This is a genomic window from Rhodococcus sp. NPDC078407 (genome assembly GCF_044542515.1).
GTDB lineage: Bacteria > Actinomycetota > Actinomycetes > Mycobacteriales > Mycobacteriaceae > Rhodococcoides.
Genome location: NZ_JBITUQ010000007.1, coordinates 80,114 through 97,351 on the forward strand (window position 1 = coordinate 80,114; position 17,238 = coordinate 97,351).

The 17,238-nt window shown below is 64.4% G+C and carries 17 protein-coding genes, 1 other RNA gene and 1 pseudogene; 4 read left to right on the top strand and 15 right to left on the bottom strand.

Annotated elements, in window-relative coordinates:
• Nucleotides 1-17 precede the first annotated feature (17 nt).
• The 14 genes and pseudogenes from ACIGGF_RS09855 to prfB all read right to left on the bottom strand — a co-directional run bounded on the left by ACIGGF_RS09855 (nucleotide 18) and on the right by prfB (nucleotide 12,565).
• The gene (locus tag ACIGGF_RS09855) at nucleotides 18-1,343 is read right to left on the bottom strand and encodes a class I SAM-dependent methyltransferase (RefSeq protein WP_397521172.1); all 1,326 of its coding nucleotides are present in this window, start codon (nucleotides 1,341-1,343) and stop codon (nucleotides 18-20) included.
• Nucleotides 1,340-2,125: pseudogene (locus ACIGGF_RS09860) on the bottom strand (class I SAM-dependent methyltransferase). Before ACIGGF_RS09860 ends, ACIGGF_RS09855 begins: the two are co-directional and overlap by 4 nt.
• A complete protein-coding gene (locus tag ACIGGF_RS09865; RefSeq protein ID WP_397521173.1) occupies nucleotides 2,122-2,901 on the bottom strand; it encodes a DUF1365 domain-containing protein in 780 nt (259 codons plus the stop codon). Before ACIGGF_RS09865 ends, ACIGGF_RS09860 begins: the two are co-directional and overlap by 4 nt.
• Nucleotides 2,892-4,181, bottom strand: a complete 1,290-nt coding sequence (locus ACIGGF_RS09870; RefSeq protein ID WP_397521266.1) for an NAD(P)/FAD-dependent oxidoreductase — start codon at nucleotides 4,179-4,181, stop codon at nucleotides 2,892-2,894. Before ACIGGF_RS09870 ends, ACIGGF_RS09865 begins: the two co-directional genes overlap by 10 nt.
• The gene (locus ACIGGF_RS09875) at nucleotides 4,160-4,852 is read right to left on the bottom strand and encodes an alpha/beta hydrolase family protein (RefSeq protein ID WP_397521174.1); all 693 of its coding nucleotides are present in this window, start codon (nucleotides 4,850-4,852) and stop codon (nucleotides 4,160-4,162) included. Before ACIGGF_RS09875 ends, ACIGGF_RS09870 begins: the two co-directional genes overlap by 22 nt.
• Nucleotides 4,853-4,971: 119 nt before the next feature.
• Nucleotides 4,972-5,342: a transfer-messenger RNA gene (ssrA, locus tag ACIGGF_RS09880) on the bottom strand.
• A 65-nt stretch (nucleotides 5,343-5,407) separates the two neighbouring features.
• Nucleotides 5,408-6,859 carry an SDR family NAD(P)-dependent oxidoreductase gene (locus tag ACIGGF_RS09885; RefSeq protein ID WP_397521175.1) on the bottom strand — a complete coding sequence of 484 codons (1,452 nt, stop codon included), beginning with the start codon at nucleotides 6,857-6,859 and terminating at the stop codon, nucleotides 5,408-5,410.
• Between the two features lie 49 nt (nucleotides 6,860-6,908).
• The gene (locus ACIGGF_RS09890) at nucleotides 6,909-7,763 is read right to left on the bottom strand and encodes an EamA family transporter (protein ID WP_397521267.1); all 855 of its coding nucleotides are present in this window, start codon (nucleotides 7,761-7,763) and stop codon (nucleotides 6,909-6,911) included.
• 8 nt (nucleotides 7,764-7,771) lie between these two features.
• Nucleotides 7,772-8,245 carry an SsrA-binding protein SmpB gene (gene smpB / locus ACIGGF_RS09895; protein WP_027496576.1) on the bottom strand — a complete coding sequence of 158 codons (474 nt, stop codon included), beginning with the start codon at nucleotides 8,243-8,245 and terminating at the stop codon, nucleotides 7,772-7,774.
• A gap of 84 nt (nucleotides 8,246-8,329) precedes the next feature.
• A complete protein-coding gene (gene ftsX / locus ACIGGF_RS09900; RefSeq protein ID WP_397521176.1) occupies nucleotides 8,330-9,235 on the bottom strand; it encodes a permease-like cell division protein FtsX in 906 nt (301 codons plus the stop codon).
• A gap of 66 nt (nucleotides 9,236-9,301) precedes the next feature.
• A complete protein-coding gene (gene ftsE / locus ACIGGF_RS09905; RefSeq protein WP_008717614.1) occupies nucleotides 9,302-9,991 on the bottom strand; it encodes a cell division ATP-binding protein FtsE in 690 nt (229 codons plus the stop codon).
• Between the two features lie 86 nt (nucleotides 9,992-10,077).
• Nucleotides 10,078-10,518 carry a hypothetical protein gene (locus ACIGGF_RS09910; protein WP_397521177.1) on the bottom strand — a complete coding sequence of 147 codons (441 nt, stop codon included), beginning with the start codon at nucleotides 10,516-10,518 and terminating at the stop codon, nucleotides 10,078-10,080.
• Nucleotides 10,515-11,414, bottom strand: coding sequence for a mechanosensitive ion channel family protein (locus ACIGGF_RS09915; protein WP_397521178.1), 900 nt, complete (start codon nucleotides 11,412-11,414; stop codon nucleotides 10,515-10,517). The genes ACIGGF_RS09910 and ACIGGF_RS09915 overlap by 4 nt, the downstream gene beginning before the upstream one ends.
• Before the next feature lie 38 nt (nucleotides 11,415-11,452).
• Entirely contained in the window at nucleotides 11,453-12,565 is a 1,113-nt protein-coding gene (prfB, locus tag ACIGGF_RS09920) for a peptide chain release factor 2 (protein WP_068045939.1), read from the bottom strand.
• A 92-nt stretch (nucleotides 12,566-12,657) separates the two neighbouring features.
• Here prfB and hisN point away from each other — a divergent pair, with 92 nt between their 5' ends.
• Entirely contained in the window at nucleotides 12,658-13,461 is an 804-nt protein-coding gene (gene hisN / locus ACIGGF_RS09925) for a histidinol-phosphatase (RefSeq protein ID WP_397521179.1), read from the top strand.
• A gap of 53 nt (nucleotides 13,462-13,514) precedes the next feature.
• Here hisN and ACIGGF_RS09930 read toward each other — a convergent pair whose 3' ends face one another.
• On the bottom strand, nucleotides 13,515-13,883 hold the full coding sequence (locus tag ACIGGF_RS09930; RefSeq protein ID WP_397521180.1) for a DUF1304 domain-containing protein: 369 nt from the start codon (nucleotides 13,881-13,883) through the stop codon (nucleotides 13,515-13,517).
• Between the two features lie 142 nt (nucleotides 13,884-14,025).
• Here ACIGGF_RS09930 and ACIGGF_RS09935 point away from each other — a divergent pair, with 142 nt between their 5' ends.
• The 3 genes from ACIGGF_RS09935 to ACIGGF_RS09945 all read left to right on the top strand — a co-directional run bounded on the left by ACIGGF_RS09935 (nucleotide 14,026) and on the right by ACIGGF_RS09945 (nucleotide 17,229).
• Nucleotides 14,026-15,435 carry an acyl-CoA dehydrogenase family protein gene (locus ACIGGF_RS09935; protein WP_397521268.1) on the top strand — a complete coding sequence of 470 codons (1,410 nt, stop codon included), beginning with the start codon at nucleotides 14,026-14,028 and terminating at the stop codon, nucleotides 15,433-15,435.
• Between the two features lie 44 nt (nucleotides 15,436-15,479).
• On the top strand, nucleotides 15,480-16,700 hold the full coding sequence (locus ACIGGF_RS09940) for an acyl-CoA dehydrogenase family protein (RefSeq protein ID WP_397521181.1): 1,221 nt from the start codon (nucleotides 15,480-15,482) through the stop codon (nucleotides 16,698-16,700).
• 184 nt (nucleotides 16,701-16,884) lie between these two features.
• The gene (locus ACIGGF_RS09945; RefSeq protein ID WP_397521182.1) at nucleotides 16,885-17,229 is read left to right on the top strand and encodes a YciI family protein; all 345 of its coding nucleotides are present in this window, start codon (nucleotides 16,885-16,887) and stop codon (nucleotides 17,227-17,229) included.
• The last annotated feature ends 9 nt before the right edge of the window (nucleotides 17,230-17,238 follow it).

Sequence of the window (17,238 nt, forward strand, 5' to 3'; positions counted from 1 at the left end):
CAGGAAATCGGACCAGTTCACCGTGCGGGCACCCAGACCGGTCGAACCGGTTCCATCTCGGACGATCCGTTCTCGGACCGAACCGCCAAGATCTGATCGACGCCCATCCTGTTGTCCCGGAACGCCATTCCGCCGCCGATCAGGTACAACCGCCACACCCGGGCGACCTCTTCGCCGACCATTGCCACCACCTCGTCGAAGCGCGCCTCGAATCGCTCGGTCCACACATCGACCGTTCGCACGTAATGCTCCCGGAGCGCATGCACGTCCCGAACCTCGAGCCCCGCCTCCTCGATCATGGCAACTGTCCGCCCGACCGGGCGCATGTACATGTCCGGCGCGATGAAGGATTCGATGAATGCTCCGCCGCCGGGGTTGTCGCCGTCTCTCCGCGACATCTGCTGGATCAGCACGCGTCCACCCGGCTTGACGTTGGCGTGCAGTGCGGCGGTGTAGGTCGGGTAGTTGGCCTCCCCCACATGCTCACCCATCTCGATCGACGCCACCGCGTCGAACGGACCGTCCGGAATCTCCCGGTAGTCCTGGATTCTGATGTCGACGTTGTCCTGCAGTCCCCGATCGGCAATTCGCTTGTCGATGAACGCTTTCTGTTCACGCGAGATCGTCACACCGACGACCTTCGCTCCGTACTCCTGAGCCGCATGCAGGCTCAAGGAGCCCCAGCCGCAGCCGACGTCCAGAAAGCGCTGCCCGGTGCGCTTGTCGAGACCGATCTTGCGACACACGAGATCGAGTTTGTCGCGCTGGGCGTCATCGAGGGTGTAGTCCGGCGAATCCGACGTCCAATACGCCGACGAATACGCCATGTGCGAGTCGAGGACCAGTTCGTAGAAATCGTTGGACAGGTCGTAGTGGTGGCTGATCGCAGCGCGGTCGCGGAGCACCGAGTGCAGCCGCCCCTTCACCGAGGCCTGCGACACGGGCGGCGGTAGTGGGCGGCCGAACACTCCCAGATCTTTCGCCAGTCTCGCCAACCGCAACAGGGAGGCCGGCCCCGGCCGGACCGCCGAGAGTCGACGCTCACGCACCACACCCCACACGTGATCGAGAGCCGCAGCAAGATCGCCGTCGACGTCCAACTCCCCGGTGACGTACGCCTGCGCAGCACCGAGTTCGCCGGGGCTCCACAGCAATCGACGAAGAGCGCTCGGGCTCCGCAACAGCACTCTCGGTGCCGAGGCATCGCCTGCGACGGATCCGTCCCACGCCTGCAACCGAACGGGAAGTGGACCACCCACCAAGGGCTCTATCAATTCGGCGATCCGATGTGCGACACCGACCCTGCGATCGGTCCGGTCCACGGAAAGTGTCGAGGTGGTCATCGATTGTCCCTTCGGTCGAGCACGATCTGCTGAACATCGAGGTACCCGGATCGAAATCCGGCCTCCGAGTAACACAGGTAGAAGTGCCACATCCGCGCGAACACCTCGTCGAAACCGAGATCTTCTGCCTCGCTCCGATATTCACGGAAGCGGCCGTCCCACAGCGCGAGGGTTCGCGCGTAGTGGTCACCCATGGACAGACGCTCGCGAACCCGAAGCGAGGTGTGCTGCTCGGTCACTTCCTCGATGGCCCGCACCGACGGCAGGAACCCGCCGGGGAAGATGTACTAGTGTCGTGAAATGTTGGATCGCGTGTTCTTCGTCGTATTGCGCTCGCTTCGCGGCGGTTTCGGGATGTAGAGCCCTCGGAGTCGCTGCAGGGATTTGGGAATCAGCGACGCCATTCGCCGGGCGAAGACCTCGAGCACGGCAGTGAGGTCCTCGGCATCCCAGTCTCCGGCCATGTACGCCTCACCGAATCCGATGAGTCCACTGTCGCCGACCCGTGCCGCGAAGTTGTGCGGCCGATAGACCGTCATCAACGGTGCGTCGTCCGATCCAGCCCCGATCACTTCGCCGTCCGGCATCGCGACTCGGACCTGTAGTCCCGCGACCGCACGACGGAACAGGAAATTGGCGACGGGCGCGGCGGCAGCAACCTTCATGCCGCCGGGAACGTGTGCAATCTGAGGCCACACCCGCGCATCGACCAGCGGGCGCGGACCCGCGGCGGAGCCACCGAACGGATCCGACACAGAATCGAATTTCGACACAGTCGTCATCTGCTGGCCTCTTCCTTCGGGGATCTTCGTTCTGCCGGGGGGGCAGGCCTGCGGACAATCTTCAGACCCCGCGCCCAGAGCCTGATGCCCTGCCAGCGGATCTGCACCACCACTCGCAACGGCGCGATCGGGATCTCGAGAGCGGTCCATAGAATCGAGCGCGTCGTCACCTCGCGCCGACGGCCACGGACGGTCGCCGCGAACGGAGGCTCACCTGGGCGTTCGAGGACGATCGACAGTCGGAGCGCGGCGTCCGGCTCGGGCAGCTGCATCGAGTATTCGCCGTCGACATCGTTGAACGGCGAGACGTAGAACTCCTTGGTCGTCCGCGCCGCGCCACGCCCGTCGGTGTGCAGCAGATACCGGTATCGCTCGCCGTAAGTGTTGTGCACCTCGGCCACCACGCAACGTAGGTCTCCGCCCGCGTCGTGACACCAGTACACACTCAACGGGTTGAACGTATGCCCGAATACTCGCGCACTGGCCAGCATCGTGATGCGGCCGCCGTCGAGATCGATTCCGTTCTCCGCCAAGAAAGCATCGACGTTCTCCCGAATGGTCGCACCCGGGTCACCGACATGGTCACGGGAATCGAACGACGCGAGTGAGCGCAAGATCCGCGGCAGTTCGGGCAGTGCGTCGAGGTCGACGAACCAGCTGTAACTCTTGTACGAGAACGTGTTGCGAATCGGCGCGCGTCGCACGTGGTCGATTCGAGTGAGATACAGCGCCGCTCCGTGTGCCCGGGTGGTCGGCAGAACCGCCGTCAGAGCCACGTCGACCCCAACCGTTGCGCAGCGCGCGCTCCGGACAACGCACCGTCTTCGTGGAATCCCCAGCCGTGGTACGCCCCGGCGAACGCCACCGTGTCGGTGTCCAATTCGGGTAGACGTCGCTGCGCTGCTACCGATTCGGGGGTGTATTGCGGGTGTTCGTAGGTCATCTGGTCGAGCACTGTGTTCGGATCGATGCGATCTGCTCCGCCGAGGGTGACCAACATTCGTCGATCGGTCCCGTCCAACCGCTGCAACCTGGTCAGGTCGTAGCTCACCAGAACCCGATCGGGCTTGGCAGTACAGGACGGGAGGTGGTAGTTCCACGAGGCCCGCGCCCTGGTATTTCGCGGCAAGACGGAGGAGTCCGTATGCAGGGCAGTGTGATTGATCGAATACGGCATGGCTCCGAGAACGCTGTGTTCGAGCGGTGTCGGCTCTGCGAGCAGCTTCAGCGCGGCACCGGGGTGAACCGCAATCACAGCTGCGTCGAACGTGCGTAGGTCGTCGTGACCGTCTCGGATCTGTACGGAGTCACCGGACCGGTACAGCGCGCGCACCGGGGTATCGAGTAATACCTCGTCGATGTGCGACGACACCCGACGAACGTATTCGATCGACCCGCCTGTGACCGTTCGCCAAGTGGGAGACCCTGTGACGGTGAGCATTCCGTGGTGCCGAAGAAAGGAGAACAGGTAGCGAGCCGGGTACGCGAGAGCAGTGGTCGGATCACACGACCACACCGCCGACACCAACGGTGTCATGAAGTGGGACTCGAAATACTCCGAGAACGAGTTGTCGGCGAGAAACGTGCCGAGTGTGGTCTCTGATTCGACCGTATCGGGGTTGTCCAGAAGCTCCGTCGCCAACCGGTGAAATCGCTTGACATCGAGCAACATCGACACGAATCGCGGCTTGAACACCGCTGTGCGTTGCGCGAGTATTCCGCGCATGCCCTGACCACCCGAGTATTCGAGCCCGCACCCGTCGCAACGCACGGACATGCTCATGTCCGAATCCTGCGTGGGAACGTCGAGTTCGTCGAAGAGCCGAAGCAGCGTGGGATACGTTCGGTCGTTGTGCACGATGAACCCGGTGTCGACGCCCACCGGACCGTCGGGGCCGTTGACGTAGTGCGTATCCGCGTGACCGCCGAGGCGGGAGTCGGCCTCGTACAACGTCACCGACGAAGTCTTCGACAGTGCGTATGCGGCCGTCAGACCGGCGATGCCGCTGCCGACCACCGCGATGCGACGGCGCGTCACGACGGTCTGTTCGTGCAGTCGGCCTTCGCATCGGCAACAGCGAGAACGAAGTCACGCGTAGCCCTTGACCACAGCCGCGGATTGCGGAGCATGAAGTGCCCGCCCGGCACGGAAAGATAGCGAGCGGACGCCCCCCGCGCCATCGCACGTTCGGTCGCGCGGCGCGAGGTCTTCGGATCGGTCCACTTGTCGGCCGTTCCGTGCACGACGAGCAACGAGTGACGCGCACCGAATGCGTCGGCCTCCGTGCCCTCCGGCCACCACGGGGCCAAGGCGACGACACCTGTGATTTGCTGGGTCGTTCCGGCAGGCTCCACTCCCGGGATAGAAGGGTCGTCGATCAGGGCAGCTGCGGTGCGGCCGCCCATCGAATGGCCGACGACCACGATGCGAACGTCAGGATGCTCCGCGCGGATTCGGTTCAGCGCCCACCGGGCGTCCTCGACCGGGGACCGTTCGGGAGCGTTCCAGCCGCGATACCGATACTGCAGCTGGTGGACCGAGATTCCGCGCGATCGGCCTGCGCGCCGAAGCATCCAGGTGAACGGCCACATGCGCAGACCGGCCAGGTGCCAGGGCCTACTACGCGCCCGGCTCACGTCCTTGCCGCCACCGAGTACCAACACGACCAGAGAGGGGTCGGACACTCGCTTGCCGGTCCGCACTGCTGGAATCGGCTCGTTGCTCATGCCGGTTATTCGGCACCGAGGCCTCTTCGGGTGGGATCGGTACGGATCGGGCGATTGTGACCTGTCCGACACAGAGAAAAAGACCGAGCCGAGAGCGTGTCTCTCGGCCCGGTCTTCTGCGGTGGAGCTGCCGGGAATCGAACCCGGGTCCTCTGCTGCATTGCCAGGGCTTCTCCGTGTGCAGTCCGCTATGCCTCTACTTGGATCTCCCGATCTCGCGAACAAGTCAGGATGACGATCCCAGCCACTGTTTGATGTTCCTCATCATCCCGCGGCCGGATGAATCGGTGAGCCCTCTAGCTGATGCCAGTACCCGGGCCGAGGGCAAGCCCGGACTGACAGACACGCAGTCGCTACTTAGGCAGCGAGTGCGTAGTCGCGCTGATTGGAATCGGCGCTTATAAGGTTGCGATGACGCTTACGGTGGTCTCTCGCCTGCACCGACACGCTTCCCCTGACTCAACATACAAAGTCGAAACCGTTCAGCCCCGTATGTTCCCGAACACCGTGCCCGGGCTGTTCAGTGTAACGCCTCGCCCGCAAGGATTCATTCCATTAACGGCCTACTCCGCGATCCGCGGAATTCGAGGCAGCATCGGCGTCGACTCGTTGCACCACCATGCGCAACAGTCGACGTGCCATGACCAGGCGTGCCGGTAGCGAGGCGTACCAGACCGCGCGACCGGCCAGACCGCGTGGGAAGAACACCAACCGCTGCTCGATGGTGGGCTGCTTCGCCGTTCCGCCGACCGTCAGGTCCAGCCACGCCTCTCCGGGTAGACGAGTCGAGGACTTGAGCCGAGTGGTGTGCTCGGTGCCCGACGCGGACGCGTCGGGTCCTGTGGCGTCACGGTGCCATCCGGTGAGCACCTCGGCGTCGGCCAATCGTTCGAGTGCGGGCCGAATGGCGCTCGAGGGCGCGCTGCTGCGGGCGACCCGAGTGTCGGTGTAGACGACCTCTCCGGCCCAATCCGGATCGGAGGGCAGCGGGTCCGACGGCGCCGCGGTTCCGGTTGCGTCGGTCCAGCGCGTCTCGACTTCGCCGTCGTCGATCTTGCGCAGGGCCAATCTCACGGAATCGCGGTACCCGGTCAAACCACCGTCCGGACGCGGCACGACAGCGTCTATATCCATCTCGTGACCGACGGCGTCGTACTGCAACGACTCGATTAGTGGCATCGCCAACCCGCGCGGAATCGGGGTCACCAGCCCGATCCAGTGACCGGCCAGCCGGGGCGTCAACACCGGGAGAACGACGATCCGGCGCTGCCGCAGACCCGCAACGTCGGCGTAGATGTTCATCATCTCGCCGTACTGCATCACGTCCGGCCCGCCGATGTCGAAGGTCCTGGATTCGGCGATCGGGGCACTCGCTGCCCCGATCAGGTAGTGCAGTACGTCTCGTACAGCAATGGGCTGAATGCGGTTGTGCACCCACCGAGGTGTCGTCATCACCGGCAACCGATTGGTCAGGTGCCGAATCATCTCGAACGAGGCCGAGCCGGATCCGATGACCACGCCGGCCTGCAGCACGACGGTCGGTACTCCCGACTCGATCAGGATGCGACCTACCTCGGCTCGTGACTTCAGGTGTGGCGAGAGCTCACCGGTCGGCGGATGCAGACCGCCGAGGTAGACGATGCGTCCCACACCGCATTCCGCCGCGACGGCGGCAACGTTCTCGGCGCTGTCTCGCTCGGTGTCGGCGAAATCCGAGTGACCTGCGGTTCCCATCGAGTGCACCAAGTAGTACATGACGTCTACGCCGCTGAGCGCTTCCTTCAACGATTCGCGGTCGCTCAGATCGCCTCGAACGATCTCCACGTCGTCCGCCCACGGGACGCTGTCCAGCTTGGCGGGCGTGCGCGCCAGCACCCGAACCTTGTACCCCTCGTCCAACAGTCGCGGAGCCAAGCGCCCGCCCAGATATCCCGTGGCACCGGTGACCAGGACGCGCGGCGACTTCTCGGGCACGGGGGTGTCGGAGGCAGAGTGGGAGGCAGTCATAAACGAGTTCATTACCCCCCCGCCGCGCAGTTCAATCTGCCAGCGCAGTTCAACCCGCGAGCGCGATCATCCCGATCGCACCGAGTGCCAACGCCATACCGATCTTTTGCGACGTGCCTACTCGTTCGCCGAGCATCACCATCGCCAGCAGTACCGTCGCCGCCGGATACAGCGACGCGATGACACTGACCAAGGACAGCAGACCACCCTGGTAGGCGTAGATCATCGCTGCATTGGCCACGACGTCCAGCACGCTGACGAAGGCCGCAAGCTTCAGCACGCTGCCGTGCGGAGGTGAGAAGTGCCCGGAGGACAAGGCCACCATCCAGACCACCGCGGTCGCCGAGGCCCGTGAAGCCGCCAACGGCCACAGCCCGCTGCCGTCCCCGATCTGGTGCAGGAATATGAACGCGAAGGCGAACGTCACCCCCGAACCGACGGTCAACCAGGCGACCGTCCGGGTGAACCTCATCTTTCGTCCACCGGCCACCTCGCCGGTCACCTCGTCCGGAGATTCCTTGCTGACCAGCACCACCGCCACCAGCGCGACGGCGATACCGACGAACGCGACGAGGCCGGGACGCTCCCCCATCGACAAACCGACCAGCACTGGAATTCCGGCTACCAGAACAGCAGTGACGGGCGAGACCACCGCCATCGGTCCGGCCGCGAGCGCGAGATAGAACCACCACACCGCAACGCCGCCGGCGACACCCGAGGCCAGCCCCCAGAGCATCGCCGGAAGCTCGATGGTTCCGCCGACGAACGGCGCGACGAGCAGCACGATCACCAGCGACAGCGGGTAGGACACGATGACCACACGTAGGGCCGCGACCCGGCGGGACGCGACACCGCCGACGAAATCGCTCACCCCGTAGCCCACGGCAGCCACCAGAGCGAGCAGAACAGCGGTCAGCGCATTCCCTTCACACGACGCCCCAGCTCACGAGTGACCTCGCGTTCGGCGGTGCGCTTGGCCAGCGACTGCCTCTTGTCGTAGTCCTGCTTGCCCTTGGCCAGCGCGAGTTCGACCTTGACCTTGCCGTCGGAGAAGTACATCGACAACGGCACCAACGTCAGGTTTCCCTCTTTCACCTTGCCGGCCAGACGGTCGATCTCACGACGGTGAAGAAGCAGTTTGCGGTTTCGCCTCGGTGCGTGGTTGGTCCAGCTCCCGAGCGTGTATTCGGCGATATGCAATCCGCGTAGCCAGATCTCACCGTCGTCGACGGTCGCGAAGGCGTCGACCAACGAGGCCTTGCCGTCACGCAGGCTCTTGACCTCGGTTCCGACGAGGGCGACTCCGGCCTCGACGACATCGAGGATGGAGTAGTTGTGCCGCGCCTTGCGATTGGTCGCGATGGCCTTGCGGCCCTTCTCTCTCACTTCAGGGCCCTTTCTCGAGCGTTCGGCCGGGTGGAGCGGTTCCACGGGCAACCGCTCCAGCATAGAACCGAACGGCAAGCGAATTTATTCGCGCACGTACAGGCGCAGCGTGATGTACGCCGTCACCGCGGCCATTCCGACGCCCACCAGCGCGAGGAACGGCGAGACGAGCAGGACGTCACTGTTCGATATCCGCGCCAGAATATTGGCTTGGTACACATCGGAGAGCACGTCGTCGATGAACATGTTCTTCGCTGTGAACAAGCCCGCGATCGCCAGCGCAGAGCCGATCAACGCGGCAACCACCGCCTCGAGCAGGAACGGCAGCTGGGTGTACCAGCGCGTGGCACCGACCAACCGCATGATGCCCACCTCGGTCCGCCTGGTGAACGCGGCAATCTGAACCATGTTGGCGATCAACAGGATTGCGGCGACGGCCTGCACCGTGGCGATCGCGAAGGCAGCGTTGCGCACACCGTTGAGCACACTGAACAGACGCTCGACCAGGTCGCGCTGATTGAGCACGCTCTGCACGCCCGGTCGGTTCTGGAAGTTGTCGTTGATCACCCCGAAGCGTTCGGGATCGCTCAAACGCACCTTGAACGAGGCCGGGAAGCTGTCGGCACTGACCAGCTCGGCCAGTTCGGGCTGGTCTTTGAACACCCGCTCGGTGGCGTCCTTCACTGCGTCCTCGCGGTTCAGGTACTGCACCGAAACCACCGAAGGCGTGCTCTCGAGGTCCGAGCGCAGGGTGGAACAGGTGTCCTGTGCGCAATCGGGATCCGTTGCGGAGATGTCGTCGGTGAGGAAGATCTGCACTTCTACGCGATCGAGGAAGATCTGCTGGGTCTTTCCGGCCATCTGCACCACGAGGAGTCCGCCCCCGAACAGGCCGAGCGAAATGGCGGTCGTCAAGATCATGGCGATCGTCATGGTGATGTTGCGGCGAAGCCCGGTGAGGACCTCGCTGAAGATGAAACTTGCGCGCATCGCGGAATCCGAGCCCTTCGATTCGTTCGGTCGAGAAGTCTGAGCGGTCTTGTCCGAGGGGCGGCGTCAGCGCCCGACGCCGTAGACCCCGCGGGCCTCGTCACGAACGACTCGTCCGTTGTCCAGTTCGACGACCCGGCGGCGCATCGAATCGACGATGTGGTTGTCGTGGGTAGCCATCAGCACTGTGGTTCCGGTGCGGTTGATGCGCTCGAGCAGCAGCATGATGTCCTGGCTAGTATCCGGATCCAGGTTTCCGGTCGGCTCGTCCGCGAGCAGGACCAGCGGGCGGTTGACGAATGCCCGTGCGATCGCGACACGCTGCTGCTCGCCACCGGACAACTCGTTCGGCAGGCGATCGGACTTCCCACCGAGTCCCACCAGGTCCAGCACTTCGGGCACGGTGCGCTTGATCATCGAGCGCGGCTTACCGATCACCTCGAGCGCGAAGGCCACGTTCTCGACGACGGTCTTTTGCTGCAGAAGACGGAAGTCCTGGAAGACGCATCCCATGCTCTGCCGCAGCCGAGGCACACGACGGGCGGCCAACCGATTGACGTGAAAATCTGCGACGTGGATGTCACCGGAGGTCGGCGTCTCTTCTTTGAGGAGCAGCCGCATGAACGTCGACTTGCCCGAACCCGAGGCACCGATCAGGAACACGAACTCGCCCTTGTCGATGGAGACAGTCACTTTGTCCAGCGCGGGCCTGGTGGACGTCTTGTAGGACTTCGACACATTCGAGGTGCTGATCACGGGTCGCCAGTGTAGTCCCTACTTGCCGGTAACAGCCGGAAGTGCTCGGGCACCGCGGCGAGTCCCGCGAGACGGTGCAGAAGGCGTCAGCGAGATGGCGTCGGGGTCGTCTGGGTGGGTATCAGCGACTGAATACCCGGCGGAAGCGGCAGGCCGAAAGTCGTGGTGGGCGGCGCGGTTGTCGTCGACTGCGCTCCGGTGCCCTCGACGGCGTCCGACGGTTGCTCCTCGACGGTTGTCGGGACAGGCGTCGGCGTCGTGGTCGAGGTGCCCGACAAGGACGGCTCGGGCTGCGGCTGTGTGTATGGGGTGAGCTCGCCCGGATCGACGGCTGTCGGCCCTTGGATCTGTTCGCTGTCCCTCTCGGCGATCTCGTTGCTGACCTGTCCGTACCACAAACCGGTGAGCACGAAGAAGATTCCGAACGCGACGGTGGACGTCCGCACCCGACCGTGGATCTTGGCCGGGATTCGCCACTGCCGCCAGTTCCGTTGCCGGCGTTCGGTTCCGGTGCCCGGTGCGTTCATGTGCCCTCCGTCTTGACGGGTCTCGACGCTTCCTCGGCAACACCGGCAGTACTGACGTCGGGGGCGACACTGATGCCCTCGGGTTGCAGCGCTGCGGCCACTCGGACGCGGATGTCGCGGCCCACCTGGAACTGCTTTCCCGGTAGCGTCCGTGCTACCAGGCGCACATTGACCTGCCCCACTTCGATGCTCTCCACGCCCATCACCGTGGGCTCGTCGAGTAGCAACGGACGAAGGTGCGGATCGGCGAAAGCATCGCGTCCGACCGCTCGCAACAGCGCGTTGACCTGCGTCAGATCTGCAGTGCTGGGCACGGGTACGTCGACGACGGCGCGAGCCCAGTCCTTCGACAGGTTGATCGCTTTGACGATCTGTCCGTTGGGGACCGTGATGACCTCGCCGTCGACACTGCGCACTCGAGTCACCCGGAGCGTGACGTCCTCGACGGTCCCCTCGGCGTCCTCGGCGGAACCGAGAACCGCGATCTGCACCACGTCGCCGAACCCGTACTGACGTTCGGTGATGATGAAGAAACCGGCGAGGATGTCCTGCACCACACGCTGCGCGCCGAAGCCGAGCGCTGCACCGAGAACCGTTGCCGGTGCGACGAGACCGCCGACGCCGAAACCGAAGCGACGCAACACCTCGATGGTGACGAGAATGTAGATGAGGGTGACGACGACCCAGGTGATCACCTGCGCGAGGGCGTGCCGATGCTTCGCGGCCTCGGAACGCACCAGCGCGTCGCTGTGCTGGTAGTTCTGGTCGATTCGGGCAGTGATCCGAGACCCGGTCCACGTGACGAAGCGCGCAGCGAGTAAGCCGCCGAGGATGTACAACAGGATGCCGAGGCCGTTGAGCTTCACCTCGGGCGTCACGTTGAGCCAGGCCGTCATCGGATCGACGAAGCAGAACCTGCACTGTGACCGATCATCTACTGCTCCCCCCGCATTCGCCAGCGGATTCCCGATTCCAGAAATCCGTCGATGTCCCCGTCGAGAACAGTAGACGGATTGTTCACCTCGTACTCGGTACGCAGGTCCTTGACCATCTGATATGGGTGCAGCACGTACGAACGCATCTGGTTACCCCAGGAGCTGCCCCCGTCGCCTTTGAGTGCGTCCATCTCGGCGCGCTCTTCCTTGCGCTTGACCTCGAGCAGCTTGGCCTGCAGGACCCGCATGGCCGACACCTTGTTCTGCAGCTGCGACTTCTCGTTCTGGCAGGTCACCACGATGCCGGTCGGGATGTGCGTCAATCGAACTGCCGAGTCGGTGGTGTTGACCGACTGGCCGCCGGGCCCGGACGAGCGGTAGACGTCCACGCGAATGTCGTTCTCGGGGATCTCGATGTGGTCGGTGGTCTCGACGACCGGAAGCACCTCCACCTCGGCGAAGGAGGTCTGGCGACGACCCTGGTTGTCGAACGGACTGATCCGCACGAGCCGGTGCGTGCCCTGCTCCACCGACAACGTGCCGTACGTGTACGGAGCCTTGACAGCGAACGTGGCGCTCTTGATGCCCGCTTCTTCGGCGTAGGACGTGTCGTAGACCTCGACGCCGTAACCATGCTTCTCGGCCCAGCGGATGTACATGCGCATCAGCATTTCCGCCCAGTCTGCGGCGTCGATGCCGCCTGCACCGGAACGAATGTTCACGAGGGCATCACGGGCGTCGTATTCGCCGGACAACAGGGTGCGGACTTCCATGGCAGCAATGTCCTCCCGCAGTGACGCCCGCTCGGCATCGGCATCGGCGGTGGCGGACGCAGCGTCGTCGCCCTCCTCACCCTCGGCCAATTCGTACAGGACCGGCATGTCCTCGAGGCGCTGACGGAGCTCCTCGACTCGGCGCAGTTCGGCCTGAGCGTGGGACAGCTGGCTGGTCACCTGCTGCGCGTGTTCCTGGTCGTTCCACAAGTCGGGAGATGCGGCCTGGTGCTCGAGCTCGTCGATGCGTCGCCGCAGTTCCTCGACGTCGAGAACCGACTCGACGGTGGACAGAGTGGTATCGAGCTCGGCGAGGTCTGCAGAAACGTCGGGATGCACGAGAGTCAAGGTTACCGGCTGGCGAAGCTGCGCCCGACCGCCCCCGAGTATCGGCAGGCGTGGCCGCGACGGACCGTCGTTAGTCTTACGCGGTGACCGACTACTCCGCCGATCTTTCGCTCGCCCTCCGACTCGCCGACGAGGCCGACGCCATCACCCGGCGACGATTTTTGGCCCTGGACCTCTCGGTGGACTCCAAGCCGGATCTCACACCGGTGTCCGACGCGGACCTGGCTGTCGAGACGACGATCCGCAGCGCACTCGGTGCGCAACGACCCGCCGACGCTCTGCTGGGCGAGGAGTTCGGCGGCACCGCGACTTTCAGCGGCCGACAGTGGGTGGTCGATCCCATCGACGGCACCAAGAACTTCGTCCGCGGCGTTCCGGTGTGGGCCACGTTGATCGCCCTGCTCGACGACGGCGTACCGCGAGTAGGAGTCGTCAGCGCACCCGCGCTGAACCGACGTTGGTGGGCCGCACTCGATATGGGGGCCTGGACGGCATCGAATGATGGCGCCCCGCGCCGGATCGAGGTCTCGCAGGTCGCTTCGTTGGAATCGTCGTCTCTGAGCTTCTCCAGTCTCAGCGGGTGGGCGGATCTCGGTATCAGAGATCGGTTCCTCGATCTGACCGACGCAGTCTGGCGAGTACGCGGCTACGGCGACTTCTTCTCGTACTGTCTCGTGGCGGAAGGCGCAGTCGACATCGCCGCCGAACCCGAGGTTTCTCTGTGGGACCTGGCTGCGCTCGATGTACTCGTACGCGAGGCCGGGGGCAGCTTCAGCGCACTCGACGGCACCCCGGGCCCGCACGGCGGCAGCGCCGTGGCCACCAACGGCCTGCTGCACCCTGACGTTCTCCGGCACCTGCTCCCGGATGGCATGACGCCGGCATAGAGAACTGAAGCCGACCTGGAGGACTGAAGCCGGCCTGGAGAACTAGAGTCGGCCTACAGAATTGCAGCGAGAACGAGCGCGATCAGCGGCGTGATGCCCTGAACGAAGGCGGGCCGGAAGTACTTCGCTCCGCCGATGGCGAGCACCACGGCCGCGCCGACGATGCTGGCGCAGGCGAAATAGACGATGGCGTCGCCCGCCGAGCCGCCCATGACGAGGCCGACCACGATGCCGATGCCGAGAAACAGGTTGTAGAAGCCCTGGTTGAACGCCATCGGTTTGGTGACGTCGGCATCGTTCTGGCTCGCGACACCGAACTTCGCCCAGACGGCGGGTTTGGACCAGAGCACGCTTTCCATGACGAAGATGGCGACGTGAAGGGCAGCGGCGAGCGCGGCGAAGATCTGAACTGTCGGATGCACGGAATCAGCGTGCCACACCAGTACGACGCACGGTACGAAACTGCGCTCGGGTGTCGTACGACACCGGTCCTTACTCGACAGTAGACAGCTAACTTACTCGGGAGTAAGGTCTGTGTTGTCCGTGACCGACGCCGAGGAACTGGTGATCATGAGCAAGCAAGACAGTGTGGTCGACGCGAAGCGCCCGAAGGTGCCCCGCGATACTTCTGCGGTTGGCCTCAACCCGTTCAAGAGAGATGCGATCGGAACCGCGATGCGCGTTCTGACCGCCATCACCGGTTCGGATCTGGCGGAGAAATACAACCTCCGCCAGACCATCGACCGCGTGACGTACGAGAGCACCAAGACGGGCTTCAAAACCCTCGGTGCCGCCAATCGCACGTTCGCCAGCGTCACCGGCGGCGGCAAGCCCAAGCGTCTCGACGACGGTGCGGCCAAGAATCTGAGCTACTTCGATCTGACGCCCGACGACGAACAGCGCATGATCGTCGAGACGGTCAAGGAGTTCGCCGAGGAGATTCTGCGTCCGGCTGCGTTCGACGCGGACCACAGTGCCTCGTCGCCCGAGGATCTGGTTCGTCGTTCTGCCGAGCTCGGCATCACGCTCATCAACGTTCCCGAGGAACTGGACGGTGCCGCCTCCGAGCGTGGCGCAGTCACCAACTCTCTTGTTGCCGAGGCGCTCGCCCACGGCGACATGGGCTTGGCACTGCCGATCCTCGCGCCCAGCGGCGTCGCTGTCGCCCTCACCCAGTGGGGCACCGACGCACAGCAGAAGACCTACCTCCCGGCTTTCGTCGGTGAGAAGGTGCCCAATGCCGCAGTGGTCGTCAACGAGCCACGCGCACTGTTCGATCCGTACGCCCTGCAGACCAAAGCAGTGCGCTCCCCCAGCGGCTACAAGCTCAACGGCGTCAAGAGCCTCGTGCCCGCTGCGGGAAGCTCCGAGCTGTTCGTCATCGCTGCGGAACTCGAAGGCCGTCCGGCGTTCTTCATCGTCGAGTCCGATTCCAAAGGCCTTGTCGTCGAAGCTGATCCAAGCATGGGCCTGCGCGCAGCCGGCCTCGGTCGCCTGATCCTGACCGACGTCGCAGTTCCCGAGTCGGCACTGCTCGGCGACGGTGACGCAGACCAGCGGGCCGCCGAATACAGCGCGGCCATCGGTCTCGCGCGACTCGGCTGGGCATCACTGGCCGTAGGTACGAGCCAGGCCGTTCTGGACTACGTCATTCCCTACGTCAACGATCGCGTCGCATTCGGTGAGCCGATCAGCAACCGTCAGGCCGTGGCTTTCATGGTTGCCAACATCGCCATCGAGCTCGACGGCATGCGCCTGGTCACGTTGCGTGGTGCCTCCCGCGCCGAACAGGGACTGTCGTTCGCTCGCGAGTCGGCACTGGCACGGCGCCTCGCGTCCGAGAAGGGCATGCAGATCGGTTCCGACGGCGTGCAGCTGCTCGGCGGTCACGGCTTCACCAAGGAGCACCCGGTCGAGCGGTGGTACCGCGATCTGCGGTCCGTCGGCGTCGCCGAAGGCATCGTTCTCATCTAGCTCGCCGCCCCGAATTCCATGGCACTCACCCAAGGACACACACCATGATCAATCTTGAACTTCCCAAGAAGCTTCGGGCGCAGGCGAATCAGGCTCACCAGGTCGCTGCCGAGATCTTCCGCCCGATCTCCCGCAAGTACGATCTCGCCGAGCACGAGTATCCGGTGGAACTCGACACCATGGCGTCGATGGTCGAAGGCATGTCCGATGCCGGCGGCGAAATCGGCGGAGCAGCCGGTGGCCGTGAGAAGGACAGCGAGTCGGCCAAGCCCAGCAAGACCGCCAACTCCAACGGCGGCAACATGTCCGCTCTGGTGAATGTGATCGAGACCTGCTGGGGCGACGTCGGCCTCACGCTGTCGATTCCGTACCAGGGACTCGGCAACTCGGCTATCGCGGCGGTCTCCACCGACGAGCAGCTCGAGCGCTTCGGCAAGGTGTGGGCTTCGATGGCCATCACCGAGCCCGGATTCGGCTCCGACTCCGCCGCAGTCACCACCACCGCAGTGCTCGACGGCGACGAGTGGGTACTCAACGGCGAGAAGATCTACGTCACCGCCGGTGAGCGCTCCACCCACATCGTGGTGTGGGCGACGGTGGACAAGTCACTCGGCCGCGCGGCCATCAAGTCGTTCGTCGTCCCGCGTGATGCACCGGGCCTGTCGGTCGCCCGCCTCGAGCACAAGCTGGGCATCAAGGCCTCCGACACCGCTGCCCTGCTGCTCGAGGATTGCCGTATCCCGAAGGACAACCTGCTCGGCACCGCCGAGGTGAACGTCGAAAAGGGCTTCGCCGGCGTCATGCAGACCTTCGACAACACGCGTCCACTGGTGGCCGGAATGGCGATCGGTGTGGCACGAGCGGCGCTCGAGGAGTTGCGGTCCATCCTGGTCGATGCCGGAGTCGACATCTCCTACGAGACCCCCGCCTACAATCAGCACGCGGCCGCCGCAGAATTCCTGCGCCTGGAAGCGGACTGGGAAGCGGCGCACCTGCTCGCACTGCGCGCAGCGTGGATGGCCGACAACAAGGAGCCGAACTCCCTTCAGGCGTCGATGTCCAAGGCCAAGGCCGGTCGCTCGGCGGTCGACATCACCCTGAAGGCAGTGGAACTGGCCGGTTCCTACGGTTACTCCGAGCGCCCGTTGCTCGAGAAGTGGAGCCGCGACTCCAAGATTCTCGACATCTTCGAGGGCACACAGCAGATTCAGCAGCTGATCGTTGCCCGCCGCGTACTCGGAAAGTCGTCGGCAGAACTGAAGTGACACTCGGCTCGTGATCGAGCCGAGAAGTGCCGCGAAACGGCATCGGACGTCGAGTCCGATGCCGTTTTTCGTGCGCCGGAAAGAAAAATCCTGGGCCGGTGTCGATATCGTGAGTTCCCGAACGTCGTCTTCGTGTACGGCCGATCACGCCGCCACACCGAGATATCGAACTCAGGAGCGCACCATGAAGTACATCCTCTTGATCAACGCCGACACCGCACCGGGCGCAGCTCCGGGCTGCAGCAGTGTCGAGGACTGGATGACCTACGAGAAGGAGATGAAGGAGGCGGGCGTTCACGTCTCCGGTCACGCGATGGCGGACCTGACGACGGCCACGGCCGTGCGCGTCGACGCCTCCACCGGAGAACGCACCGTCACCGACGGACCGTACGCCGAATCTCATGAGGTTCTCGGTGGATACGACGTCATCGACGTTCCCGACCTGGACGCCGCACTCGAATGGGCGGCCCGGTGCCCGGGTTCCAAGGACGGTGGCACGGTGATCGTGCGCCCCATTGCCGAGTTCTGACCGGCACAG

Bases quoted from the DNA above. Each gene is read 5' to 3' on its own strand.
- ACIGGF_RS09945 (WP_397521182.1), top strand. From the start codon at position 16,885: ATGAAGTACATCCTCTTGATCAACGCCGACACCGCACCGGGCGCAGCT.
- ftsX (WP_397521176.1), bottom strand. From the start codon at position 9,235: ATGCGCGCAAGTTTCATCTTCAGCGAGGTCCTCACCGGGCTTCGCCGC.
- ACIGGF_RS09940 (WP_397521181.1), top strand. From the start codon at position 15,480: ATGATCAATCTTGAACTTCCCAAGAAGCTTCGGGCGCAGGCGAATCAG.
- ACIGGF_RS09915 (WP_397521178.1), bottom strand. From the start codon at position 11,414: ATGACGGCCTGGCTCAACGTGACGCCCGAGGTGAAGCTCAACGGCCTC.
- ACIGGF_RS09855 (WP_397521172.1), bottom strand. From the start codon at position 1,343: ATGACCACCTCGACACTTTCCGTGGACCGGACCGATCGCAGGGTCGGT.
- ACIGGF_RS09875 (WP_397521174.1), bottom strand. From the start codon at position 4,852: ATGAGCAACGAGCCGATTCCAGCAGTGCGGACCGGCAAGCGAGTGTCC.
- ACIGGF_RS09885 (WP_397521175.1), bottom strand. From the start codon at position 6,859: ATGACTGCCTCCCACTCTGCCTCCGACACCCCCGTGCCCGAGAAGTCG.
- ACIGGF_RS09910 (WP_397521177.1), bottom strand. From the start codon at position 10,518: ATGAACGCACCGGGCACCGGAACCGAACGCCGGCAACGGAACTGGCGG.